Raw genomic sequence first — 22421 nt, forward strand, 5'->3', positions numbered from 1 at the left:
TAGGAAATGCCTCCTTAATCGAGCACTTTATTCTCTTCAAGGAAATTCGTGTTGAAATCACCAGCGATAAATACATCATTATCCATGATTAGCTGATGGAATGGAATTGTCGTATGGATTCCTTCCACTATAAACTCATCCAAAGCTCTATGCATACGGCGAATCGCCTCATCTCTTGTCGGTGCATGGACGATTAGCTTGGCAATCATTGAGTCATAATGTGGAGAAATTGTGTACCCAGGATATGCCCCTGAATCAACGCGAACACCAAAACCACCCGGAGCGAGATACATGTCAATTTTTCCTGCAGATGGCATGAAGTTCTTGAATGGATTTTCCGCATTGATACGGCATTCAATTGCGCAGCCTTCAAACTCTACCTCTTCCTGAGTAAAGGAAAGTGGCTCTCCGTCAGATACACGAATCATTTCCTTAATCAAATCGTAACCTGTTACCATTTCAGTAACCGGATGCTCCACTTGGATACGCGTGTTCATTTCCATAAAGTAAAATTGCTTGCTCTTGCGATCGAAAATAAATTCAATCGTTCCAGCTCCAACATAATTTACAGCCTTTGCCGCTTTTACGGCTGCACTACCCATTGCTTCACGAATTTCAGGTGTAACAGCTGGAGATGGCGTTTCTTCAATTAATTTCTGAAGTCGACGCTGAATAGAACAATCCCGCTCTCCGAGATGAACAGCATTGCCATGCGTATCGGCAATGATCTGAATTTCTACATGACGGAAGTCCTCAATGAATTTCTCAATATACAAACCCGGATTACCAAAGGCAGTTTCAGCTTCCTTACGTGTAACTCGAATGCCTTTAATAAGTTCCTCTTCTGTACGGGCAACGCGAATCCCTTTGCCTCCACCACCTGCAGTCGCTTTGATGATGACTGGGAAACCGATTTCTTTTGCAATTTTTAGTCCATCTTCCTCATCACGGATGATGCCTTCAGAGCCGGGCACAATTGGGACGCCAGCTTTTTTCATTGTTTCACGAGCTACATCTTTAATTCCCATTTGCTGAATCGCTTCAGGAGAAGGGCCGACAAATGTTACATTGCAAGCCCGGCAAATTTCAGCGAAATCGGCATTTTCAGCAAGAAAACCGTATCCAGGATGAATGGCGTCTACCCCTATGGATGTGGCAATGCTCATGATATTTGTGAAATTGAGATAGCTGTCCCTAGCAGCGATCGGACCAATGCAATAAGCTTCATCTGCAAGCTTTACATGCAAAGATTCCTTATCTGCTTCCGAGTAGACTGCAACAGTCTCAATTCCCATTTCCTTGCATGCTCTAATAATCCGAACAGCTATTTCTCCGCGGTTGGCAATAAGGAGCTTTTTAATCATTATGATCGCCTCCTTATTTCTTCACCCTGAAGAGCGGTTGGCCAAATTCGACTAGTTCTCCGTCTTCAGCTAGAATTTCTACGATTTCTCCGTCCACTTCCGCTTCAATTTCGTTGAACAGTTTCATCGCTTCTACAATGCATACAGTCGTGTTGCTTGATACTTTAGTTCCGATCTGAACGAATGGATCGCTGTCCGGTGAAGATGCATGGTACAAAGTACCGACCATTGGTGAAACAATTTCATAATCATAATCTACTGTTTTCTTTGTTGAAGTAGCAGGTTCTGCCGCTGCTATTTGTGGAGCTTGTTCCTGTACAACAGGTTCAGCAGGCTTTTCAATCTGCTGGATAACAGGCGGAGCCGTTACTGCAGCTGGCTGCTGTATTGTATACTCATCAGCACTTTTCTTGACCGTAACACTTGTACCATTTGTTTCATATATGAATTCATTAATGGAGGATTTGTCGATCAGTTTAATTATTTCTTGGATTTCTTCAATCTTTAGCATGTTGGCACTCCCTTAATTGCAATTGTGGTAAACGATTCATATTACTTTCATATTTTACGATATGAAAGATTGAGCTTCAATATAATTTCGTTGACACAATTCGCGTATGTATATCGTATTTATTATATCAATGCATGGAGCTTAATGCGAATGGTTTGGATAATGAAACGAAAAATACCGGAACAGCCTGCTATTTAACAGGCTGTTCCGGCTTGCTTACCCTTCTGTCGGTTGGTAATTAATGTCGACAGGCACTTCACCGAATTCATCTTTTACAAGCTGCATAATGTTGACCGCTTCTTCACGGGACATCTCTTTTACTTTAACATGAACTTGGACTTTATCTTCTTTTGCTCGAACTAGTACATCTTCATATTTTTTATCAGCATTTAGAATTGTTTCCTGCAAAATGGATTCCTTTGAGGCTGCTTTATCGATTTCATCGATATCCTGCAAAGCTCTGTTTTTCTCTTCAGCTGTTGCGCTTCCTGAAGCTACTACTTCATTCAAGCGGTCTTTTTTCTTGCTTCTCTCATCTTGGACTTCCATTCTGATCGTTGTGAAGAATTCATTTTTACCAACATTGCGGATTTCATCCATTTCAGCATCTTTTCCGGCTTTCGCTGAAAGGTCAGCATTCCCCTTAGCTGGACCATTCGCAGTTTTTGTACCTTCAGTTTTTTTCGCTCCATTGTCGATATAAGCAAGATCCTCACTATTCGGTGACATCATATAATAAGCACTTAGTACAACCATCAAACTGAGCATTGTTAAGAGCCAGATCGTTTGTTTTTTCAACATTGGACATTCCTCCTATTTTTTCGGTATGACAGATACACGGTGCGTCGGTACATCAAGCACACGGGACACGGATTCCACTACCCATTTCTTTGTCTCTGCGCTATCAGTACCTTTTGCTATAATAAAAACGCCTCTGACTTTCGGTTTTTTTGTATGAACCAGAAGCGGAACTTCCTTGTCTCCTTGCCTTACAAGGACTGTCTGAGTCTCTTCAGTCTGATCCTCAATTGTCCGGGAACCGCCATTTGTATCTGTTTCATCGGTTGTCTGCTTACCAGATACGAGGTTCTTTTCATATACTTGTACATCTGTCGAATCCAGGTTGACCATTACTTCCACGTCTGAAATGCCTTGAATTTTCTCAAGCATGCCGCGGAGCTCCTCTTCATAATTGCTCTCGAGATCCGTCGTTTCGCTTTTCTTGCCACGAGCTGCTTCAGTCATTGCCGGTTCTTCCAGCTGCTCTTTTAAAGCACCTTGCATCTCATCCGGCTCTTCCTTTTTTGGTGTAAAAAGATTTGCCATAAGCAGCAAAACAATCCCAAACAGTCCAACGGCTATGACATAACGTGTTTTTTTCTTCTTTGCAGAACTTGAATCGGTTTTAAACAGTTGCTGCAGCCATTTTTTCACCGGGTTGTCCCTCCTTCCCAAAGCAGTGTCAATTGCTGCTTATCAAGATTCCATTCCTTCTGCAAAATGTCCCGGATTGCATCTTCTTCTTTTTTTGGAATCTTTTGTTCAGCTTTTGCCGGACTCCCAATGATGACCGTGTCCACTTTTGCCACAGCATCCTCCTCTTCTGCCTGTTTCAGGACGGCTTCCGCTTTTTCTATCTCCCCAGCTTGATCCGAAACTTTCAATTCCAGGTTGGAGATCTCAGCTTGATGCCGTTCTTTAAGCACTGGATTTATCTGTTCTTTAAGCTGGACAGCCATCTGTTTTGAAATATATGCTTGTCTCACTCCGAGTATTTCACTTTTTTGCATTTCCACCTGATTTTTAATTTGCGTTTCCTGCTTGTCAGCAAAGAGCGGGCTCACACCTCTTTCTAATAGCCTTTCCACATCTGTTCCAAAGAGATGGAATACCGGCTTCAAGAAAAGAAGCATCATAGTCATACCTATTGCAAGCCGAACATACTTTTGCAGCCGGGTCGACGGAATGAGCAGATCAATAATAGCAGCGAGAATGAGAAAGGCGATAATCTGATATATCCATTGTTTGGCCTCCAAGATAAACACCTACTCCACCTACCTCATGAGAATTGTTACATTGCTTGCGGCTGCAATAATGACAATGGATAGGAAAAACATCATGGCACAGGCAAGGAGGCAGGCAAGGATATGAATCATATACTTGCTGATCGTGTTCAACGTTTCGATGATCGGTCCGTCCCCTATTGGCTGAAGTACTGCAGCTGCAATTTTGTAGATAATGGCAATAACGAGTATTTTGATAGCGGGAAAGAAAGCAATCAGGAGTAGCAGAACAGCTCCGATAATGCCAATTCCATTTTTCAATATGAGCGAAGCGGCGAAAATTGTATCAGCGGCATCTGTAAAGGTTCGTCCAACAACAGGAATAAAATTGCCAGCGATAAACTTGGTCGTCTTCATTGCTACCCCATCCTGTACAGCACTGGCTGCCCCTTGAATCGAGATAGCTCCGAGGAAAAGAGCAAGGAAGGCTCCAAGTGTGCCGAGTGCGACTGTCTTCATCAAACTTGCCAGATGATTGATGCGGAACCGCTCATTCAAACTGCTGATGATTAAGATAAGTGCTGAGAGGAACAGAAGCGGCAAGACAAATTTTGAGATGACCAGGCTGCTAGCATAGATGAGGAACACGATGACCGGATGGAAGAATGAAACTGAAAGCAAATTCCCAAATGATGCCATAATACCTAGAAGCAGGGGTAGAAGTGCAGTCATGAATCCACCCATCATTTCAATGGACTGCCTCGTATAGTCAAATGCAGAATAAAAACTGTTCATCGCAATAAAAAGCAAAACAAGATAAACAACGAAGTAGGCAATTTTGCTAACCGTGCTCTGCTCAAATGCGGAATGCATTGTCTGCAGCATTGCAGAAAACATTACGAGTACGAGAAGCATTCCTAGAAGCTTTCCATTTGAGACCAGCTCCTGAAAAAGAAACGAAAGGAGTCCTTTAATAATTTGCTTTCCAGAGAATGCATCTTTACTTAGCAGGAACTCCTTAATGGATGTCTTCTCAAGTTCGGGGAGGAATCCTTTGTATTCAGAGCCAAGCTTGTCCCAGTATTCTTGAACTCCATCCAAGGAAATCTGCTCCGCCAGCTCTTTCTGAAAAGACTCCTCAGGCGGTTCTTCCTTACTCTGAGCACTTGCCAGATCTGGAGAGTGGAAGAAGAATAGTGATATCAGGATCAGCAGGAAAATAGATTGTTTGCTACGTCGCATCCGCCAAAGCTCCTTTCTCCTTTTCAGACTGGCAGGAAGCCCAGGATTGCTTCTATTACTGCAGTGATAATTGGTACGGCCAGGAGAAGTATCGTAATCTTTCCGGCCAGTTCTATTTTTGAAGCGATTGATTCAAGCCCCGCATCTTTTGTAAGGTGCATGCCGAGCTCAGCAATATAGGAAATTGCAATGATTTTCATGATTGTAGCGAGGTAAATCGTATTAATGGAAGCTTTCGTTCCGAGTGTTTCAATGAGTTCGAATACTGCCCCGACTTTCCCTATGATCAGCAGCATAAGTCCCGCCCCTGCAACAACTATGAGGAAGAAGGCAAATGATGGAATATTGTCTTTGAGGACGACATAGAGAAGACTTGTCACAATTCCAAGAAGAACAATCTGCAAGATATCCATGGATCACGCTCCTATCCTTGGAACAGGAAGACGGATTTGATCTGCTGGAATAGCGTGGACAGGCTATTGATAACAAGCAGCAGGACTATAATAAAGCCGGCCAGCGTGACGAATTGGCCAATTTCTTCTTTATCCATCTGTTTCAGGATCGATTGAATAAGTGCGACGATGATGCCGATTCCGGCGATTTGGAACAGAACGGTCGCATCCGAAAGCATCTAAATTCACCCCATTTGCTAAATGAACAAAAGTAAAATGAACAAGCCCGCCAAAAAACCGAGCATTTTGGCCATATTTCCGTATTTATCCTGACGTGATCTCGCTTCTTCAAGTTCTCTCTCCAAATGACTGGATGCGAGAAGAAGCTGCTTTTTCTGTTGTTGCAGTTCATGCATTCCAAGTGTGCGTCCAAACTGGACAAGCACTTCTTTTTCATTTGGACCGAGTGCTGTTACTTCGCAATGATCCTCGACATGTTTGCACCAAATATCTGGCAAATTACGATTTTGATCCAAAAGGCTTTCAGCTAAGTTCTGAAATAAACTAGCTGTTGGTTCGGGAACTTGGCGCGCTATTCTATGAAAAGCTTGCTGAAGCGGAGTCTGACTATAGACGATTTCTGCTTCAAGTATTTGCAGGGCATTCTTCAGCTGGCGGATCTGCTTTGGACGCATGTCCAGCTGGCGGCTATATTCAAAACCTGCCCATGTCGCTGCTCCGACAAGAAAGATTGCGCCTGTCCAGGCTAACATCCGACCCACCTCCCCAACTCCTAAGCGGATTGCCGTATGTATCCAAAACCGATTTAATTTTTCCTGGGACTGCATTTCGCTCAAGAAGAATAATGCGTTCAAAAACCCTATCTTCAATAAGGCTGCTGAGTACTGGTCTCTGCTTGAGCTCGTCCATGCTGCGTGCATGGACCGAAGTAATGAGCGTTACTCCTGCATTGGCAGCTTCTTTTACAGCATTGGCGTCTTCCACTTTGCCAATTTCGTCCGCTATTATGATTTCCGGGGACATAGAGCGGATCATGAGTAGCATCCCTTCAGCTTTTGGAGCTGCATCTAGGACATCGGTCCTCATACCGACATCATGTTGCGGACATCCATTCCATGAAGCTGCTATTTCTGATCTCTCATCAATAATGGCAAGCTTTCTTGCTCGCATCCCATCCGCTTCATTTGCCAACAAACGGGCAAGGTCACGGAGAATTGTCGTTTTCCCGGATTGAGGAGGCCCCGCAATCAATGTATGCCTGCAAGTACCATCAGATGTCAAAATGTATGACAATATTTCTTGAGCAGCTCCAATTTTTTCCTTGGCTATTCGAATGTTGAAAAAATTTATATGCTTCAAAGATTGTATGCAGCCTGATCGAACAGTAGCAGTGCCTGCAATGCCAACCCGATGGCCGCCTCGTATTGTGATATAACCTTGCTGCAGCTCTTCCTCCAACCTATACAAGGAGAATTCAGTCAATTGATTTAAAATATATGCACAATCGCCCGTATCAGAACGTTCATCCTGAAGCCATTCAAACGTATCATCAAAATACAATTCGATCGGGTGACCAAGTCTTACCCTGATTTCCTGCAATTTGTTCCAACGTTCTCCAATCTGTCTAACTAGAATCGCTTTAACTGATTCTGGAAACAATCGCAAAATTTCGTCCATGTCTTGTCCCTCTCCATATCGTCGATTAATTAAATATATGAAAGATCGCATTCTATATGACAAAAATAGCGGCATTGCCCATGTGGGCAATGCCGCTATTAAGCGTAAACGATTATGCTCGGGAAACATATTTGCCATCAGACGTGTTGATGACAAGCTTGTCCCCTTTGTTGATGAAGAATGGAACTTGTACAGTCAGTCCTGTTTCAACAGTAGCTGGCTTCGAACCACCGCTCGCTGTATCTCCTTTAATTCCAGGTTCTGTTTCGACCACTTCAAGTTCAACGTTATTCGGAAGGTCGACACCAAGAATCTCATCATTGTATTGGATAATAGAAACTTCCATATTTTCTTTGATGAATTTCAATTCATATTCAATCTGGCTGCCTTGAAGTTCAATTTGCTCGTAAGATTCCATATCCATGAATGCATGAGCATCACCAGTTGCATACAAATATTGCATTTTGCGATGCTCAACATGAGCTTTACCAACTTTTTCACCTGCACGGAATGTCTTTTCCTGAATGTTGCCGGACTTCAAGTTACGAAGCTTCGAGCGTACGAAAGCAGCTCCTTTTCCTGGCTTTACATGCTGGAATTCAATTACTTGCCAAACATCGTTATCCATTTCAATAGTTAGGCCTGTTTTAAACTCGTTTACTGAAATCATTAAGTTGTCCCCCTAAGGTTGATCCGAGAGAACCAAGTCTCTGCTTATGATTTTACCACACGTTTAGAGATGAATTAATTCTTTTTTCGACTTTGTGAGTCTTTCGTTGCCATTTTGTGTTATAAGAATGTCATCTTCTATACGACATCCACCCACTTCTGGCACATAAATACCAGGTTCCACTGTTACGACCATTCCAGGTACGAGTTTTGTTTCTGTACGGTGAGAAAGTGATGGTTGTTCATGCACATCCATACCTAGACCGTGCCCCGTTGAATGGCCAAAATACTTGCCATACCCTGCATTGTTAATGACATCTCTTGTAAGGGCATCCGCTTCCTTACCAGTCATTCCCGGCTTGATCCCTTCAACTCCACGGAGTTGTGCTTCAAGAACAGTATGATAGATTTTGTCCAATTCATCACTGATTTCACCGACAGCAACTGTTCTCGTGATATCTGAACAATACCCCTCATATAGCGCACCAAAATCCAAAGTTACAAGTTCTCCAGATTTGATTTCCTTATTAGATGCAACACCATGTGGCATAGCAGAGCGCCAACCAGAGGCTACGATAATATCAAAACTTGAAGAAGTCGCTCCTTGGCGACGCATGAAAAATTCGAGCTCATTGGCAATTTCAATCTCTCTCACACCAGGAGCAATTTTCGTTTGAATATATTCAAAGGCATCGTCAGCGATCTGAGCTGCCTTTTTCATGATTGAAAGTTCCTCATCAGTCTTGATCAGACGGATTTCTTCAATAATTCCTCCAACAGGAATTAGCTCTGTTTCGAATACCTTTTTAAACGATTCATGTTCTCCAAATGTGACATGGAGTTTTTCAAAACCGAGATGCTTGATTCCTAGTTCCTTGATGAATTGGTTGATTTCTGCATTCATCGTGCCCTTCATTTCGATAACCTTGAAGCCCTTTACTTGAGCTTCGGCCTGTTCTGTATAACGGAAATCGGTAATGAACAGCGCATCTTTTGCTGTAATGAGGACAGCACCAGCAGTTCCTGTGAATCCGGAGATATATCTGCGATTCACCGGACTTGTTATCAGCATGCCATCAACACCAGCATCTGCAAATCTCTCTCTCAACTTTTTCAATTTTTCCATATAATCCACTCTCCCATGCTGCTTCTAAAAATTATTTATGAATGCACTGGCCGCAAGCATATATCCTTGCTTTCCTAGACCAACGATTTGACCGTGACATGCAGGTGCAGTCATTGAAACATGGCGGAAAGATTCCCGCTTATGGACATTGGAAATATGCACCTCAATAACTGGTGTTCCAATCGCCTCAATCGCATCATGCAAAGCGATGCTCGTATGTGTATAAGCAGCCGGGTTGAAGATGATTCCGGCATACTCTCCGTCTGCCGCATGCAGTCTGTCAACAAGATCTCCTTCATGATTGGACTGAAAAGCATCAAGATGATACCCTGACTTTTCAACAAAACTAGCCAAATCTCTTTCCAGTTCTTCCAATGTAAAAGACCCATATATATTTTTGTCACGTTTGCCGAGCATATTAATATTCGGTCCGTTCAGAAGCAGTAATTTCTTCATTTATCTCATCCTCACCCACGAATTAGACGCTATATAGTGTATCATATCATACAATGAAGTTTACATTCTTCTGCTCGTCCGACTATTGGTGACTGTATCCTCATAATCATATGAAATGGAGAATCCAACAAACACACCGAAAAGAATATATAGGCATGCTGAAGTGACAAGTGTCTCTTTTGTCAAGGCTCCAAAATGAGGGAGACTGCGAATTACAGGAAGGGCGATAATGAAGACCACTGCCCAGATCAAAAGACCATAAATCGTTCCGATCCACATACTAGATAGCTTTCTGAACAATACGAAATAAACGAGTGCAACGAATATGGATAGAATGCCGGCCAAGAAAATTGCAAGTAACCCACCCTGCCACCTGCTCGCCCACCCTGTTTTTAGCCAAGGATTTACGAGTATGGCCCGCGGAGCAAATTGCATAAATTTGAAATAAGCTAGAACCGTACCAATCATCGTCCAGAGGATTCCACCGATAAATCCGGTCAGTATAGACCTTTTGCAGACACTTAATGCTGTTTCATTATTTTGACTGTTCATTTACAACACCTCAGTACTTATTATGCCTGTTCAGTTTATACTGATACGTTGAATTTATTGCTGGAATCGAATATTCAAGCTAAGATTTGGAAATGAATAATTGTAGAGGCTAAACTTAAGTAAAAATAGATTGACCATTTCCATTTAAGTTTTTTAGAAATGGTGGATGAAATTTTCAGGATAAGTGGTATACAATAACTATAAGAAAAGATTGTTCCGCCACCCTGCGAAAGGAGGAAATGTCATGCGTAATAAAGGTGTAACGATATTCGTCTATGCTTTGATATTCCTTGCACTGTTCGGCTTGGGCTATAAATTGTCAGCTGATCCGTCCGGACTTGTGAAAAACCTGCTGTACGCTCTCCTGTTTGGTGCGCTTATATCAGCAGCATTCTACTTCCTGTTTTATAAGAAACGCCAGACAGCCCCTTCCTCAGATATGAAGAAATACAAACAGGCTGTCAAACAGTCACAGCAAAAATACAAGAAACAGACCCCTTCTGTTACAAACTCCGCAAAAGCGAAAAAAGTTTCACAAATTAAAAAAACACACAAAAAAAGACCTTCACATCTGCGGGTGATTGAAGGCCAAAAAACAGAAAAGAAAAACAGAGCTCTCTTTTGACAGCTCTGAGGTCCTCATCAATTCGGCCAGCCAGCGAAAAAACTCGTTGCTGCATTCCTGCCGCTCTGGATGAGGTCTTTTTTTGTTTCTTCGCAAATGTTCAAATCCATGGTTGATGCTTTTTTTACTGCTACTTCCATAATATCAGGATGTCCGGAAGTTGAAATATATCGAGAGTCATGTGCTGTTTTCATTGTAGAAATCATTGCCTCACACATTTCATATGCATTGTCGATTTTCTTCTTTTTAAGTGAACTGCTAGGTACAGATAGCCTGATGCCAAGAACAGGTCGTTTCTTCATAACCTTACGTTTTCCTAAGAGCCAAAGAGGAAAATTGCTTAACATACCGCCATCAACAAGCTGACTTTTCAGGCCAGTATTGCTAATTAATGTTGCTGGCATGAAGAAAAATGGGAACCCGGCACTCATGCGAACAGCTTTCGCAATTGGAAAGGAGTTCGGATCGAGTCCATAGACCTTTTCCAGATCGTCCGGGAAAACAACCAATCTCCCAAGCGTCAAATCACTCGCCACTACTTTAAGCGCACCATCCGGCAAATCTCCAAAGAAACGAATTCCTTTCCGGGCAAGACATGTTTCAAGCCAATATTCAAAATTATTTCCTTTATAAATCCCCTTCTTAAAAAATAAAATGCCCCACTTGCTGAAAGGAATGAAATGCATTAACTTTGGACTATCTAGAAAACAGGTTAAATCCAGCTCATCCAGCAGTGTTTCAATTTCCTTCGCTGTGTATCCAGCAATCAGGAATGAAGCAATGATTGCACCAGCAGATGTCCCAGCTGCCCGTTTAATGGAAAGTCCCTTCTTTTCCATTTCAGCCAAAACTCCGATATAAGCAAAGGCTTTTACACCGCCACCTGAAAAAACAACATCAATTTGCACATACATGCTCCTTTGATAAAATGATTTCACATTAAATCGTAAGCCCGCAGGAAGCATAATATGACTAGAATACAAAAAGGCATAATCCATATTGGACTATGCCTGAACATCTGTCGTTTGATCAAGATGTGTATCTCGCAATTCCTGAAGACGTTGTTCGTCCTCTTTAAAATACTTTACCAGTTCTGCAATCCGGTCTATGGAGTTCCAGCTCAAATGGTGCTCAATTCCCTCTACATCATCATAAATCTGAGATTCTTCCACTCCAATGATTTCAAGAAATTGTTCCAGTAAATCATGTCTGAATACAAGACGTTCACCAATTTGTTTACCCTTTGAAGTTAACACAAACCCGCGATACTTTTCATAGTTCAAATAATCATCTTTATCTAGCTTCTGAACCATTTTTGTCACAGATGAAGGGTGTACTGAAAGCGCTTCCGCCAGATCAGAAACACGCGCGTATCCTTTTGTCTCAATTAAATTGTAAATCTGTTCAATATAATCTTCCATACTCGGTGTCGGCAAAAGATCTCCCCATTTCACGAATAATTTTTGACCACCCGCAATATTGTTGTATACCAAGGATACCGCAATATTGAAAACGTTACAAGCGAAGTGTCGTAGCATGAGAACCTAAGTTTCAGAAGAATCATTTTGCAAAACAGGACACTTCCCCTATAATAGAGACGTGATATTAGTTAATAGAGACGGAGGAATTGCAAATGAACGGCAATTGGTGGGCAATACTTGCCATACTGGTGGTTCTGATCGCCTACACCATTTTTAGAACGATTCGCCAAAGCAGATACTTGAAGGTATTGGATGAAGAAGAATTCCGTAAAGGTTATCGCAAAGCACAGTTGATTGACGTGCGTGAGCCTCAGGAATTTAAAAACGGACATATACTTGGTGCACGGAATATTCCTGCTACACAGCTTAAACAGCGCTTAGTGGAAATCCGCCCGGACAAGCCCGTTTACCTTTATTGCCAAGGTGGTACGCGTTCTGCTAAAGCAGCTGATCTGCTGCATAAAAAAGGCTATAAGCATATCTATCAGCTTAAAGGCGGCTTCAAAAAATGGACTGGTAAAGTAAAATAATAAAAAAGCTCCGGTAATCAATTACCGGAGCTTTTTTATATGATTATTTCTTGATGTAGCGCAATACCGGTTTTCTTGCAGCTGTTGTTTCGTCAAGACGCTTCAATACAGTTGTATGAGGAGCTTCTTGAACGATTTCCGGATTGTTTTTCGCTTCATCAGCAATCTGGATCATCGTATCGATGAACTCATCGAGTGTTTCTTTAGACTCAGTTTCAGTCGGCTCAATCATGATTGCTTCCTCAACGTTAAGTGGGAAGTAAACAGTTGGCGGATGGAAGCCAAAGTCAAGCAGACGCTTTGCGATATCCATAGTACGCACGCCGAGCTTCTTCTGAGAACGTCCAGAGAGAACAAACTCATGCTTGCAATGCTGTGTGTATGGAAGATCGTAATGATCCTGCAATTTCGCCTTCATGTAGTTGGCGTTGAGTACTGCATACTCACTTACTTTCTTCAAGCCGACAGGACCCATTGTGCGGATGTAAGTATACGCACGCAAGTTAATGCCGAAGTTACCGTAGTAAGGCTTGATACGACCAATTGACTGTGGACGGTCATATTCAAACACATACTCTTCATCCTTCTTCATCAATACTGGTTTTGGAAGGAATGGAGCAAGCTCTTCAGATACACCTACAGGACCTGATCCAGGACCACCACCACCGTGTGGGCCAGTGAATGTTTTGTGTAGGTTCAAGTGAACAGCATCAAAGCCCATGTCGCCAGGACGTGCATAACCCATGATTGCGTTCAAGTTAGCACCATCATAGTAAAGCTTACCACCGGCACCGTGAACAATTTCAGCAATTTCAAGAATTTCAGTTTCGAAAAGACCAAGTGTATTAGGGTTAGTCAGCATAAGTACTGCTGTGTCATCACCTACAACACTCTTCAAGTCTTCAATGTCAACAAGACCGTTCTCGTTTGTCTTTACACTGATTACATCAAATCCTGCAAGTGTAGCAGAGGCAGGGTTTGTACCATGTGCAGAGTCAGGAACGATAACTTTGTCACGCTTCTGATCGCCATTAGCATGGTGGAAAGCACGGATCATAAGCAAAGCTGTCCATTCACCTTGTGCTCCAGCAGCAGACTGAAGAGAAACGTCATACATTCCAGTGATCTCACGAAGAGAAGCCTGCAAATCATAAAGCATCTCCATTGCACCCTGAACCTGATTTGGCTCCTGGTATGGGTGAACATGGCTGAAGCCAGGCATTCTGGCTACATCTTCATTGATTTTCGGGTTGTACTTCATAGTACAAGAACCAAGTGGATAGAATCCTGAGTCTACACCGTAGTTACGGTTAGATAGACCTGTATAGTGACGCATTACTTCCAATTCACTTACTTCTGGAAGCTCAGCAGGTGCCTTACGGACAAATGTATCGCCAAGTTCAGCGTTTAGATCAGTTTCAGGAACATCCAGAGCAGGCAAGTTGTAACTAGTTCTGCCATCTCTGCTGCGTTCGAAAATTAGTGGAAATTCCTTATTAGCCATTGATATCCCCCAATTCTTTTACAAAAGCATCAATTTGGTCTTTTGTGCGGATTTCAGTTACGGCAACGAGCATGTGATTCTTGAGTTCAGGGTAATAGAATCCAAGATCATAACCGCCGATGATGCCTTTTTCAATCAATTGGTCGTTCACTTCAGAAACAGGCTTATTCAATTCGATTACGAATTCATTGAAGAATGAACCTTCATAAGTGACTTTAATGCCTGCTTTTGCAATCTGGTCTTTTGCATAGCGGGCTTTCTGCATGTTCAACTTAGCCATGTCGATAACACCATTCTTACCAAGCGAGCTCATTGCCACAGAGCTGGCAAGTGCGTTCAATGCCTGGTTTGAACAGATGTTTGACGTTGCTTTGTCGCGACGGATGTGCTGTTCACGTGCCTGAAGAGTCAATACGTAACCGCGTACGCCCTCTTCATCAACAGTTTCACCAACAAGGCGACCTGGAACTTTACGCATCAATTTTTCAGTTGTAGCGAAATATCCACAGTGCGGTCCACCGAACTGAGCCGGGATACCAAATACTTGTGCGTCACCTACTACGATATCAGCACCAAATTCGCTTGGTGGTGTCATATAACCAAGTGCAAGCGGGTTGCTTGATACGAGGAACATAGCTTTCTTCTGTGTGTCAATCAATTCCTTGATCTTGTCCATCGGCTCAATTTGACCGAAGAAGTTCGGATACTGGATGACTACGCTTGCTGTGTTCTCATCGAGTTCTTTTGCAAGCTGCTCAAGATCTGTCACACCATCTTTATGATCAATTTCAACGATTTCAAGTCCAGGACCAGTTACATAAGAATGAATAACCGCTCTTGATTCTGGATGAACCGCTTTAGAAACGATAACTTTCTTCTTCTTAGTGTGAGCAGCGCTCAAGTTAACGGCTTCAGCAAGTGAAGTACCGCCATCATACATAGAAGAGTTGGCAACAGGCATGCCTGTAAGTTCACAGATCATTGTCTGGAATTCGAAAATAGCCTGCAATTCACCCTGAGAGATTTCAGGCTGATAAGGTGTGTAAGCTGTGTAGAACTCAGAACGTGAAATGACATGATCAACTACAGACGGAATGAAGTGATCGTATACGCCCGCTCCAAGGAATGAAGTGTTGTCAATTGAGTTCTTGTTCTTTGCAGCCATAGCAGCAAGTTCATTTTTCAATTCAAATTCGCTTGTCGGTTTCTTAAGATCCAACTCACGATCGAAGCGTACTTTTTTCGGAATGTCCGAGAATAGTTCTTCTGTTGATTCGACACCAATAGTCTTCAGCATTTCTGCTTTGTCGCCATCAGTCATTGGCAGATATCTAAACTCCATCATTAACCCTCCTGTTTTATCGCTTATAAAACGGTGTTTTTGCCACAACGGCTTTCAATTTTTTCTTGCGGACCTGGATTTCTACTTCCTGGCCGATTTGGGCATACTCAGTTTTAATAAGAACGTTTCCGATGTTCTTGCCAAGAGTTGGTGATTGTGTTCCTGTAGTTACGAAACCGATCTCCTCATCACCGACAAAAACAGGGTAGTCTGTTCTCGGAATGCCTTTATCGATCATTTCAATACCGACTAGCTTGCGTGCTGTGCCGTTTTCGACTTGATCTTTAAGAACTTCTTTACCGTTGAAATCACTGTCCTTGTCCACTTTAACAGCAAACTTCAGGCCAGCTTCAATTGGTGTGATGTCCTTTGAAAGCTCTTGTCCGTAAAGTGGAAGTCCCGCTTCAAAACGCAATGAGTCACGAGCTCCAAGTCCGACTGGTAGAACGCCTTTATCTTTGCCAGCTTCAAGAATCGCTTTCCAAAGATCGCGTCCGCCTGCTGCTGGAAGATATACTTCAAAGCCATCTTCCCCTGTGTAACCTGTACGGGAAACAATTGCCGGCTGCTCAATGCCTTTGAATTTAACGTTTTCTTTAAAGCCGAAGAACTTGATTTCGCTAAGATCTTCATCTGTCATTGTTTGCAAAACTTCTTCTGCAATTGGGCCTTGCAAAGCAAGCTGTACCCATTCAGCAGATACGTTCTTCAACTCAAGCTCTTCTGCAGAATAGTCATTGTTCTCAACAAGCCAATCAAAGTCTTTATCTGTATTGCCGGCATTGATTACTAGCAAGTAGTCTTCATCTGCAAGCTTGTAGATTAGAAGATCATCGACAGTACCGCCATCTTTGTAGCAGAAGAATGTGTAGTGGGCACGCCCGGGCTTCAGTTTGGAAACATCATTTGTTGTTACCTTCTGAAGGAACTCTTCGCTCTTTGGTCCTTTTACTGTCACTTCGCCCATGTGGGAAACATCAAACAGACCAGCTTTTGTTCTAGTAGCTTCATGTTCTTGCTTGATTCCTGTAAATTGAACAGGCATTTCCCAGCCGCCGAAATCGACAACTTTCGCACCAAGAAGCTCGTACTCCGGAAACAGTGGAGTTCTTTTCAGTTCACTCATTATCCATCCACTCCTTATTTAATTTAAAATTAAGCAAAAAAATAGAAATTTTCAACGACCAAGCCGGAAATTTCTGTCCTTCAACCTGAAAGTTGCACACCCGAATTGTACAGGTGCTTGCTTCGTGGGTGGTTTACACAAACAAGTAAACACTCTCCAGAGTTGCGTCCCACAAGAGTCTTCTTTGCCTGAGAGATTCGCTTGCGCTTGCTCCTTCGGCGTTACTTCCATGAAAAAAAGATATGTATGGTAAAACACGTTTCATGAAGTAAGCTCTCCCCTTGTAATCATTCGCATTTATAAAACCGCAGCCTAATGGCCATACTAGGAGTGATCATCGTGAAATTCTATTTTATACGAGCCATTATATCACATAAAAGTGAAAAGAGAAGTAGTCTACTTAAAATGTTTTCTGCATATTCCGGATTTTTAACGAAGTTAGATATATTCCACTTTATTCATACGATAAATGAATTCGACAAAAAAGGAAGATTCCAATGCACATAAAAAAGGATGACAATTTCAAAGACCTGTTTCTTGATGGCATGGCCAAGAGCCGGGATATGTCATCCTGGGAGCTATTCAGTTTGGCCTATGAAGCTGAAAAATCTTCTGTAGCATCAGATTTTAAAGGTCTCCGCTCCTTGCAGCATTTACCTAAAATCACCTTTATGCCTCATCAGGTTAAAGCTGCAGAACAAGCTATTGAAGAAATGAATGGCCGGGCAATTTTAGCAGATGAAGTTGGTTTGGGCAAAACTATTGAAGCTGGTTTAATCCTCAAAGAATATATGGTTCGCGGTCTTGTTAAAAAAGCATTGATTCTTGTGCCGGCGTCCCTCGTTACCCAATGGGTTTTCGAACTTCGGGAGAAATTCAGCATTCCGGCTGTAGCTTACAGAAAAAACTACAGCTGGGAACAGGCTGATATTATCGTTTCTTCAATGGATACTGCCAAAAGGGCCCCACATTGTGAGCATATCGCCAATATAGAATATGACTTCCTTCTTATCGACGAGGCTCACAAACTGAAAAACAGCAAAACCAAAAACTATGAATTTGTACAAACCATTCAAAAAAAATACTGCCTTCTTCTTACGGCTACGCCAATTCAAAATGAACTTATAGAAATTTTCAATCTCGTTTCCATTCTCAAACCCGGACATCTTGGAAGTAGCGAATCATTTATGAAACGGTTTGGAAATAAAAGAAGTGCATTACGTGAAGATGCCTATCTGAACAAATTGATACAAAAAGTGATGATTCGCAACACACGTCATGAAACGTCATTAAACACTGCTAAGCGTATCATCGAAACGGTGTGGCTTGATTTTTGCCAAAAAGGTAAAAATGCATATTCAAATCTTGAAGAGGCGCTTCAGGAAATGCCTCCCTTTGCCCGGATCACCTATTTGCGTGAGCTCTGTTCTTCAAGAGAAGCTTGTCTTCTTTCCCTTGATCAGCAAAAACATCATCCTGCCATTCGCGATGTAATGCCAGACTTAATAACGATTGAGAATCACCCAAAGGCAGAGCGTCTTGCAGAACTTCTGAAAAGCTTAAATGGTGAAAAGGCAATCGTATTTACAGAGTACAGAGCAACTCAAACTTTTCTACAATGGTATCTGAAGCGTCATGGCATTTCATCCGTGCCCTTTCGTGGCGGTTTCAAAGCTGGAAAGAAAGATTGGATGCGCCAATTGTTCCGTGACCGAGCTCAAGTGCTTATTGCAACCGAGGCTGCCGGAGAAGGAATCAATCTCCAGTTTTGCCATCATGTCATAAATTATGACCTTCCCTGGAACCCAATGAAGCTCGAACAGAGGATCGGACGTGTACACAGATATGGTCAGGAAAATGACGTTAAAATTTTCAACTTTGCCATTCGGAATACAATTGAAGAACATATTATGAAGCTTCTTTACGACAAACTGGAGCTGTTCGAAAAAGTGATTGGTGAACTTGATGATATCCTTGCCGACTTGGAAATCGATAGCCTTGATCAGGAGTTTGGACAGATCTTCGCTGAGTCGACCTCCACTGGTGAGATGAAAATAAAATTGGAAAACCTCATGTCAGTCATTGAGAGTAACGCGGACGTCCAAAAGGAGGCCTGACCAATGAATATCCAGGCATATCTTGAAAGGTACTTCATAGCTCATAGTTGTGAAGTTACAAAAAAAACAAACTCAATGCTTGAAATAAAACTTACTGAAGAACGTGACAAAGCACTCATGAATCGCCCTTTTTACTGGCAATATGTCAAGAGCACCGGAGCGATTGGCAAGCCATTTACGCTTAATCTGCATACAGACAAACCACAAGAAGACACACATGGGGAATATATTTATTTAGGCAGTCCGCGTCTTCAGCAAATATTTAATGACTTAAGGCAAAACGAGAAGTTGACGCGTCAATTTCAACTGTTAAAACCGAGTGCAAATACGGCTCTTTTTCCTTGGCTTCTCGTCAACTTCAAACTCATTTATGAAGGCAAACATCGGAAGGAAGAATTATTTTCTTTGGGGATCAATCTTGTAAATGGAGAAATGCGAAATGAAATGATGGATGCTGTCAGCGCCTTAGATTTCTCTTTATCCATTGGTGATCTATGTCACACAATTTCTCCGGTCATTCAGCCCTCCAGTGGTTTTAATCGAATCGAGAAACTGCTCCAAGCATATGTGGATCGGCAAGATCATAGCTGGGCTGACCATTCATTAAAATCAATGCAGGAAGAAATTGACCTGCTCAAACATTTCATTGGTGACAAGGAAAATATGGATGTTTTCCAACGGGAGCTTGCTGCGATCAAAAGTCGATACGATCCAAAAATCACAATGGACATTATCAATGCAGGAATGCTTTATCTAACCGGTAATGCGCTTGCTGAATAAAAAAGACGGACAAGGCCCCTAACCAGCCCTGCCGTCTTTCTTTTTCATTGCACATTTCAGAAGTAAGGGCAGATCGCCAAAAAGAAGCGTGCCTCGATTTCTGATTTCCTTTTTTCTCTGTTTTTTCGGTTTACCATTTTCCAGCCGGAGCATCAGTTTTTCTCCTGCCAATTTGAACATTTCATTCGTGTCCAATTAAACTCCTCCTGTCTTAATAACAGGGTGTTCCGACATACAACATTCTATACACTGCCCATATAATCTAGGATACATTCAGCAATCTCTTCTGCTGTTTTCCCTTCAGTTTGGACAATATAATCCGCTGCATCTTCATATAAAGGCTCTCTTCGTTCAAAGAGCGCCTTACGTCCTGATTCATCCTGCTTCCATAACGGACGGCTCGCATCTCCTTCAAGACGTCGAGAAATTTCTTCAAAAGATGCTGCGAGGTAGACGATCTTCCCCCTTGCTTTCATGACAGAGATATTTTCTATACGTTCTATAATGCCACCACCTGTAGAAACGATTTTCGCCTCAACTGTTCGCAGGGCTTCCGTTTCCAATTCTCTGAAATAATTCTCGCCCTCTTCAGCAAAAATGTCAGTTATTTTTCGTTGATGCTTTTTTTCTATGTAATGATCCGTATCAGCAAAATCAGCAGAATGGCACTTTTCCAGTGCATGCCCGATTGTACTTTTACCACTGCCCATAAATCCAATCAAAAAGATTCTTTCCATTCCTCTTCCCCTTTCTAAATGTTTTTGTAAAAAAGAAGGAGTTTGCATGTTCATGTCGAAATAATATGCCAAAGGGAGGTGAAATACAAGTGAACGATGCTTCATCATTTGCTGAAAAAATCCTCGAAGCAGCCATCTCGCAACATGCATCCGATATTCATTTCCACCCAAATCCTAAATCCTCTGAAACAAATATTCATTTTAGAATTCACGGTGAACGACAACACTACGCTGTAATCGCTAATGATCAATATCAAAAACTTCTCACATATTACAAATTTACCTCTGAAATGGATATCGGCGAAGTACGAAAGCCCCAAAACGGTACGCTCGAAATTTTTGACCCCATTTCGAAGCAACCTTACTCACTGCGTCTCTCCACTCTTCCCGTAATGCGTAATGAATCTCTCGCAATCCGCCTGCTTCCGCAAGAAAAACTTCACAGTCTCGATCAATTATTTCTTTTTCCGTCCCAGCTTGCAAAAATCACAAAATGGATGTCCTATCGATCTGGTCTAATCCTATTTACCGGACCGACAGGCAGCGGTAAGACTACTACGATGTATGCCCTTCTCGAACACCATATAAAAAAGCACCCTTATCAGGTGATTACTTTGGAAGACCCGATTGAAAAGAATATTGAAGGTGTTTTGCAAGTACAGCTGAACGAAAAAGCCGGCATAACGTACCAGTCCGGTCTCAAGGCTGCCTTACGTCATGATCCGGATATTATTATGGTAGGCGAAATCAGAGATGCAGCGACGGCAAAATTCGCTTTTGAGGCTTCATTGACCGGCCATCTCGTTCTCGGTACACTTCATGCACGTGATGCTGTAGGAACGATTAAAAGACTGCGTGAGATGGGAATTCGCCAGTCTGATTTGGAACAGTCTCTTATTTGTGTGGCTGCTTTGGATTTGCTTCGGCTAGACATCCTAAATGATAAGGCACAAAGAGCTGCAATTATGGAACTGCTCTACGATGAACAGCTCCGAGACGCCATATGGGAGATACCTCTGACTCATTATTTAAACGTCGACTTCAATCATTTGAGAAAGAAGGCTTTTGCTTATGGTTTCATCAATGAAAAGATTTATAAAGAAACGGAAAAAAAGTAGTCTTTCTGTAGATTTACAATTACGTTTTTTGAAAAGATTGCTTCGTCTGCTTGAACGGGGCTATCCTCTGTTAGAATCCCTGGAAATTATAAAATGGGATCAAACAATGAACCGGACAGCTAGCCGGATGATCGCCTTACTGAAATCCGGCTTGCCGATGGATATTACTTTTGAGAAATGCGGCTTCAATAAATCCATCGCATCTCACCTCTATTTCATTCACACAAACAATGATCTTGTCGGGAGCCTGGAAAAAAGTCTGTCTTTCTTTGAAAACCGCCTGCTCCATGCAAAAAAACTCCAACAAACAATCCGCTATCCCATTGTGCTTTTCTTCGTATTTACAGTTCTTCTATTTTTCATTAAACAGTCTGTCCTCCCTTCCTTCCTCGAACTTTTCCAGGAAGGGTCTGGTTCGGCTTGGACAGTTAAGTTCTCAATACGCGTCATTGATTATTTCATCTCCGGCTTTTTTGTTACATGCCTGCTCATTATTTTCATAACCGTTTTCTGGCTCATTCAAAAAAAGTCACTTCCTATTCAGAAGCAGATTTCAATATACAGACGCATTCCCGGCATCCGCTCCTACTTATGGTTAAACACTTCCTATCAATTTGCCTCTCATATAACTTCCCTCCTTAAAACAGGCATGTCATTTAAGGAGATTTTTCAACACATGTCCGATCAGGAAAAGCTTCCAATACTCGCTTTCTACTCAAGCAAAATAAACGCCACACTTCAAAAAGGGGCTCACCTTAGCACAGAACTTACTAAACTTGCCTTCCTTGACAGCAACCTTTCCTGCATTTTCGAAAAAAATGCTGATTACACATCACTTGAAAAAGATCTTGATTCGTACGCGGAGATGGTAATCGACAATATTCAGAGAAAAATTAAAAATATTATCGGATTCATCCAGCCTCTATCTTTTATAGTACTCGGCTTTTTTATCATCATAATCTATATGACGCTAATGTGGCCTATGTTCCAATTAATACAATCGATTTAGGAGGTAATTAATTTGAAAAAAATACGAAAGGGAGAAAAA

The 22421-nt window shown here is 42.1% G+C and carries 27 protein-coding genes and 2 riboswitches; of the genes, 6 read left to right on the forward strand and 21 right to left on the reverse strand.

The window, feature by feature from the left end; all coding sequences use genetic code 11:
- Positions 1–14 precede the first annotated feature (14 nt).
- The 14 genes from accC to QR721_RS07705 all read right to left on the reverse strand — a co-directional run bounded on the left by accC (position 15) and on the right by QR721_RS07705 (position 10013).
- Positions 15–1364, reverse strand: a complete 1350-nt coding sequence (accC, locus tag QR721_RS07640) for an acetyl-CoA carboxylase biotin carboxylase subunit (protein ID WP_348025621.1) — start codon at positions 1362–1364, stop codon at positions 15–17.
- A 13-nt stretch (positions 1365–1377) separates the two neighbouring features.
- A complete protein-coding gene (accB, locus tag QR721_RS07645) occupies positions 1378–1875 on the reverse strand; it encodes an acetyl-CoA carboxylase biotin carboxyl carrier protein (RefSeq protein ID WP_348025623.1) in 498 nt (165 codons plus the stop codon).
- 216 nt (positions 1876–2091) lie between these two features.
- Entirely contained in the window at positions 2092–2676 is a 585-nt protein-coding gene (locus tag QR721_RS07650) for a SpoIIIAH-like family protein (RefSeq protein ID WP_348025625.1), read from the reverse strand.
- 12 nt (positions 2677–2688) lie between these two features.
- Complete coding sequence (spoIIIAG, locus tag QR721_RS07655; RefSeq protein WP_348025627.1) at positions 2689–3309, reverse strand: stage III sporulation protein AG; 621 nt, start codon at positions 3307–3309, stop codon at positions 2689–2691.
- Positions 3306–3911 (reverse strand): stage III sporulation protein AF, encoded by a 606-nt coding sequence (gene spoIIIAF / locus QR721_RS07660; RefSeq protein ID WP_348025629.1) that lies wholly within the window; start codon positions 3909–3911, stop codon positions 3306–3308. The genes spoIIIAG and spoIIIAF overlap by 4 nt, the downstream gene beginning before the upstream one ends.
- 18 nt (positions 3912–3929) lie before the next feature.
- A complete protein-coding gene (gene spoIIIAE / locus QR721_RS07665; protein WP_348025631.1) occupies positions 3930–5120 on the reverse strand; it encodes a stage III sporulation protein AE in 1191 nt (396 codons plus the stop codon).
- Between the two features lie 23 nt (positions 5121–5143).
- Complete coding sequence (gene spoIIIAD, locus QR721_RS07670; RefSeq protein WP_348025633.1) at positions 5144–5533, reverse strand: stage III sporulation protein AD; 390 nt, start codon at positions 5531–5533, stop codon at positions 5144–5146.
- An 11-nt stretch (positions 5534–5544) separates the two neighbouring features.
- Positions 5545–5751 carry a stage III sporulation protein AC gene (gene spoIIIAC / locus QR721_RS07675; RefSeq protein ID WP_348025635.1) on the reverse strand — a complete coding sequence of 69 codons (207 nt, stop codon included), beginning with the start codon at positions 5749–5751 and terminating at the stop codon, positions 5545–5547.
- Positions 5752–5769: 18 nt separating this feature from the next.
- A complete protein-coding gene (spoIIIAB, locus tag QR721_RS07680) occupies positions 5770–6285 on the reverse strand; it encodes a stage III sporulation protein SpoIIIAB (protein WP_348025637.1) in 516 nt (171 codons plus the stop codon).
- Positions 6227–7210, reverse strand: a complete 984-nt coding sequence (gene spoIIIAA, locus QR721_RS07685; protein WP_348025639.1) for a stage III sporulation protein AA — start codon at positions 7208–7210, stop codon at positions 6227–6229. Before spoIIIAA ends, spoIIIAB begins: the two co-directional genes overlap by 59 nt.
- Positions 7211–7322: 112 nt before the next feature.
- Positions 7323–7880, reverse strand: a complete 558-nt coding sequence (efp, locus tag QR721_RS07690) for an elongation factor P (RefSeq protein ID WP_348025641.1) — start codon at positions 7878–7880, stop codon at positions 7323–7325.
- Between the two features lie 63 nt (positions 7881–7943).
- The gene (locus QR721_RS07695; RefSeq protein WP_348025643.1) at positions 7944–9005 is read right to left on the reverse strand and encodes a M24 family metallopeptidase; all 1062 of its coding nucleotides are present in this window, start codon (positions 9003–9005) and stop codon (positions 7944–7946) included.
- A 24-nt stretch (positions 9006–9029) separates the two neighbouring features.
- Positions 9030–9461, reverse strand: a complete 432-nt coding sequence (gene aroQ, locus QR721_RS07700; RefSeq protein WP_348025645.1) for a type II 3-dehydroquinate dehydratase — start codon at positions 9459–9461, stop codon at positions 9030–9032.
- Between the two features lie 60 nt (positions 9462–9521).
- Positions 9522–10013 (reverse strand): YqhR family membrane protein, encoded by a 492-nt coding sequence (locus tag QR721_RS07705; protein WP_348025647.1) that lies wholly within the window; start codon positions 10011–10013, stop codon positions 9522–9524.
- 244 nt (positions 10014–10257) lie between these two features.
- Here QR721_RS07705 and QR721_RS07710 point away from each other — a divergent pair, with 244 nt between their 5' ends.
- Positions 10258–10638 carry an SA1362 family protein gene (locus QR721_RS07710; protein WP_348025649.1) on the forward strand — a complete coding sequence of 127 codons (381 nt, stop codon included), beginning with the start codon at positions 10258–10260 and terminating at the stop codon, positions 10636–10638.
- Between the two features lie 17 nt (positions 10639–10655).
- Here QR721_RS07710 and QR721_RS07715 read toward each other — a convergent pair whose 3' ends face one another.
- Positions 10656–11546, reverse strand: a complete 891-nt coding sequence (locus QR721_RS07715) for a patatin-like phospholipase family protein (RefSeq protein ID WP_348025651.1) — start codon at positions 11544–11546, stop codon at positions 10656–10658.
- A gap of 96 nt (positions 11547–11642) precedes the next feature.
- Positions 11643–12074, reverse strand: a complete 432-nt coding sequence (gene mntR, locus QR721_RS07720; RefSeq protein WP_348029809.1) for a transcriptional regulator MntR — start codon at positions 12072–12074, stop codon at positions 11643–11645.
- Between the two features lie 197 nt (positions 12075–12271).
- Between mntR and QR721_RS07725 the strand changes: the two genes are divergently transcribed.
- Positions 12272–12649 (forward strand): rhodanese-like domain-containing protein, encoded by a 378-nt coding sequence (locus QR721_RS07725; RefSeq protein ID WP_348025653.1) that lies wholly within the window; start codon positions 12272–12274, stop codon positions 12647–12649.
- A 43-nt stretch (positions 12650–12692) separates the two neighbouring features.
- Here QR721_RS07725 and gcvPB read toward each other — a convergent pair whose 3' ends face one another.
- Genes gcvPB through gcvT form a run of 3 tightly spaced genes read right to left on the reverse strand, consistent with a single transcriptional unit; the run spans position 12693 to position 16621 of the window.
- Positions 12693–14153: an aminomethyl-transferring glycine dehydrogenase subunit GcvPB gene (gene gcvPB / locus QR721_RS07730; RefSeq protein WP_348025655.1), complete on the reverse strand. Its 1461-nt coding sequence runs from the start codon at positions 14151–14153 to the stop codon at positions 12693–12695.
- The gene (gcvPA, locus tag QR721_RS07735; RefSeq protein ID WP_348025657.1) at positions 14146–15495 is read right to left on the reverse strand and encodes an aminomethyl-transferring glycine dehydrogenase subunit GcvPA; all 1350 of its coding nucleotides are present in this window, start codon (positions 15493–15495) and stop codon (positions 14146–14148) included. Before gcvPA ends, gcvPB begins: the two co-directional genes overlap by 8 nt.
- A gap of 16 nt (positions 15496–15511) precedes the next feature.
- Entirely contained in the window at positions 15512–16621 is a 1110-nt protein-coding gene (gene gcvT, locus QR721_RS07740; RefSeq protein WP_348025659.1) for a glycine cleavage system aminomethyltransferase GcvT, read from the reverse strand.
- 72 nt (positions 16622–16693) lie between these two features.
- A riboswitch (glycine riboswitch) is annotated at positions 16694–16782 on the reverse strand.
- Between the two features lie 4 nt (positions 16783–16786).
- Positions 16787–16912, reverse strand: a riboswitch (glycine riboswitch).
- Positions 16913–17118: 206 nt separating this feature from the next.
- On the opposite strand from gcvT, the gene QR721_RS07745 reads away from it, so the two are divergent.
- Both QR721_RS07745 and QR721_RS07750 read left to right on the forward strand, forming a co-directional pair.
- Positions 17119–18738: a DEAD/DEAH box helicase gene (locus QR721_RS07745; protein ID WP_431189494.1), complete on the forward strand. Its 1620-nt coding sequence runs from the start codon at positions 17119–17121 to the stop codon at positions 18736–18738.
- Between the two features lie 3 nt (positions 18739–18741).
- Complete coding sequence (locus QR721_RS07750) at positions 18742–19518, forward strand: YqhG family protein (protein WP_348025661.1); 777 nt, start codon at positions 18742–18744, stop codon at positions 19516–19518.
- 18 nt (positions 19519–19536) lie between these two features.
- Here the strand turns inward: QR721_RS07750 and QR721_RS07755 are convergent, their stop codons facing one another.
- Together QR721_RS07755 and QR721_RS07760 are read right to left on the reverse strand one after the other, a co-directional pair.
- The gene (locus QR721_RS07755; protein WP_348025663.1) at positions 19537–19713 is read right to left on the reverse strand and encodes a hypothetical protein; all 177 of its coding nucleotides are present in this window, start codon (positions 19711–19713) and stop codon (positions 19537–19539) included.
- 47 nt (positions 19714–19760) lie between these two features.
- Positions 19761–20255, reverse strand: coding sequence for a shikimate kinase (locus tag QR721_RS07760; RefSeq protein ID WP_348025665.1), 495 nt, complete (start codon positions 20253–20255; stop codon positions 19761–19763).
- Between the two features lie 89 nt (positions 20256–20344).
- Between QR721_RS07760 and comGA the strand changes: the two genes are divergently transcribed.
- Positions 20345–21373 (forward strand): competence type IV pilus ATPase ComGA, encoded by a 1029-nt coding sequence (comGA, locus tag QR721_RS07765; RefSeq protein WP_348025667.1) that lies wholly within the window; start codon positions 20345–20347, stop codon positions 21371–21373.
- On the forward strand, positions 21339–22382 hold the full coding sequence (gene comGB / locus QR721_RS07770) for a competence type IV pilus assembly protein ComGB (RefSeq protein WP_348029811.1): 1044 nt from the start codon (positions 21339–21341) through the stop codon (positions 22380–22382). Before comGA ends, comGB begins: the two co-directional genes overlap by 35 nt.
- Positions 22383–22421: the final 39 nt, after the last annotated feature.

The sequence above is a fragment of the Aciduricibacillus chroicocephali genome, from assembly GCF_030762805.1.
Classification (GTDB): domain Bacteria; phylum Bacillota; class Bacilli; order Bacillales; family Amphibacillaceae; genus Aciduricibacillus; species Aciduricibacillus chroicocephali.

Coding starts and splice junctions, on each gene's coding strand:
- comGB (WP_348029811.1), top strand. CDS start 21,339: ATGAAAAGATTTATAAAGAAACGGAAAAAAAGTAGTCTTTCTGTAGAT.
- spoIIIAD (WP_348025633.1), bottom strand. CDS start 5,533: ATGGATATCTTGCAGATTGTTCTTCTTGGAATTGTGACAAGTCTTCTC.
- QR721_RS07695 (WP_348025643.1), bottom strand. CDS start 9,005: ATGGAAAAATTGAAAAAGTTGAGAGAGAGATTTGCAGATGCTGGTGTT.
- spoIIIAA (WP_348025639.1), bottom strand. CDS start 7,210: ATGGACGAAATTTTGCGATTGTTTCCAGAATCAGTTAAAGCGATTCTA.
- QR721_RS07650 (WP_348025625.1), bottom strand. CDS start 2,676: ATGTTGAAAAAACAAACGATCTGGCTCTTAACAATGCTCAGTTTGATG.
- QR721_RS07710 (WP_348025649.1), top strand. CDS start 10,258: ATGCGTAATAAAGGTGTAACGATATTCGTCTATGCTTTGATATTCCTT.
- QR721_RS07750 (WP_348025661.1), top strand. CDS start 18,742: ATGAATATCCAGGCATATCTTGAAAGGTACTTCATAGCTCATAGTTGT.
- spoIIIAE (WP_348025631.1), bottom strand. CDS start 5,120: ATGCGACGTAGCAAACAATCTATTTTCCTGCTGATCCTGATATCACTA.
- accC (WP_348025621.1), bottom strand. CDS start 1,364: ATGATTAAAAAGCTCCTTATTGCCAACCGCGGAGAAATAGCTGTTCGG.
- spoIIIAC (WP_348025635.1), bottom strand. CDS start 5,751: ATGCTTTCGGATGCGACCGTTCTGTTCCAAATCGCCGGAATCGGCATC.
- gcvPA (WP_348025657.1), bottom strand. CDS start 15,495: ATGGAGTTTAGATATCTGCCAATGACTGATGGCGACAAAGCAGAAATG.
- aroQ (WP_348025645.1), bottom strand. CDS start 9,461: ATGAAGAAATTACTGCTTCTGAACGGACCGAATATTAATATGCTCGGC.
- accB (WP_348025623.1), bottom strand. CDS start 1,875: ATGCTAAAGATTGAAGAAATCCAAGAAATAATTAAACTGATCGACAAA.
- efp (WP_348025641.1), bottom strand. CDS start 7,880: ATGATTTCAGTAAACGAGTTTAAAACAGGCCTAACTATTGAAATGGAT.
- QR721_RS07705 (WP_348025647.1), bottom strand. CDS start 10,013: ATGAACAGTCAAAATAATGAAACAGCATTAAGTGTCTGCAAAAGGTCT.
- QR721_RS07745 (WP_431189494.1), top strand. CDS start 17,119: ATGCACATAAAAAAGGATGACAATTTCAAAGACCTGTTTCTTGATGGC.
- gcvT (WP_348025659.1), bottom strand. CDS start 16,621: ATGAGTGAACTGAAAAGAACTCCACTGTTTCCGGAGTACGAGCTTCTT.
- gcvPB (WP_348025655.1), bottom strand. CDS start 14,153: ATGGCTAATAAGGAATTTCCACTAATTTTCGAACGCAGCAGAGATGGC.
- QR721_RS07725 (WP_348025653.1), top strand. CDS start 12,272: ATGAACGGCAATTGGTGGGCAATACTTGCCATACTGGTGGTTCTGATC.
- QR721_RS07760 (WP_348025665.1), bottom strand. CDS start 20,255: ATGGAAAGAATCTTTTTGATTGGATTTATGGGCAGTGGTAAAAGTACA.
- spoIIIAB (WP_348025637.1), bottom strand. CDS start 6,285: ATGTTAGCCTGGACAGGCGCAATCTTTCTTGTCGGAGCAGCGACATGG.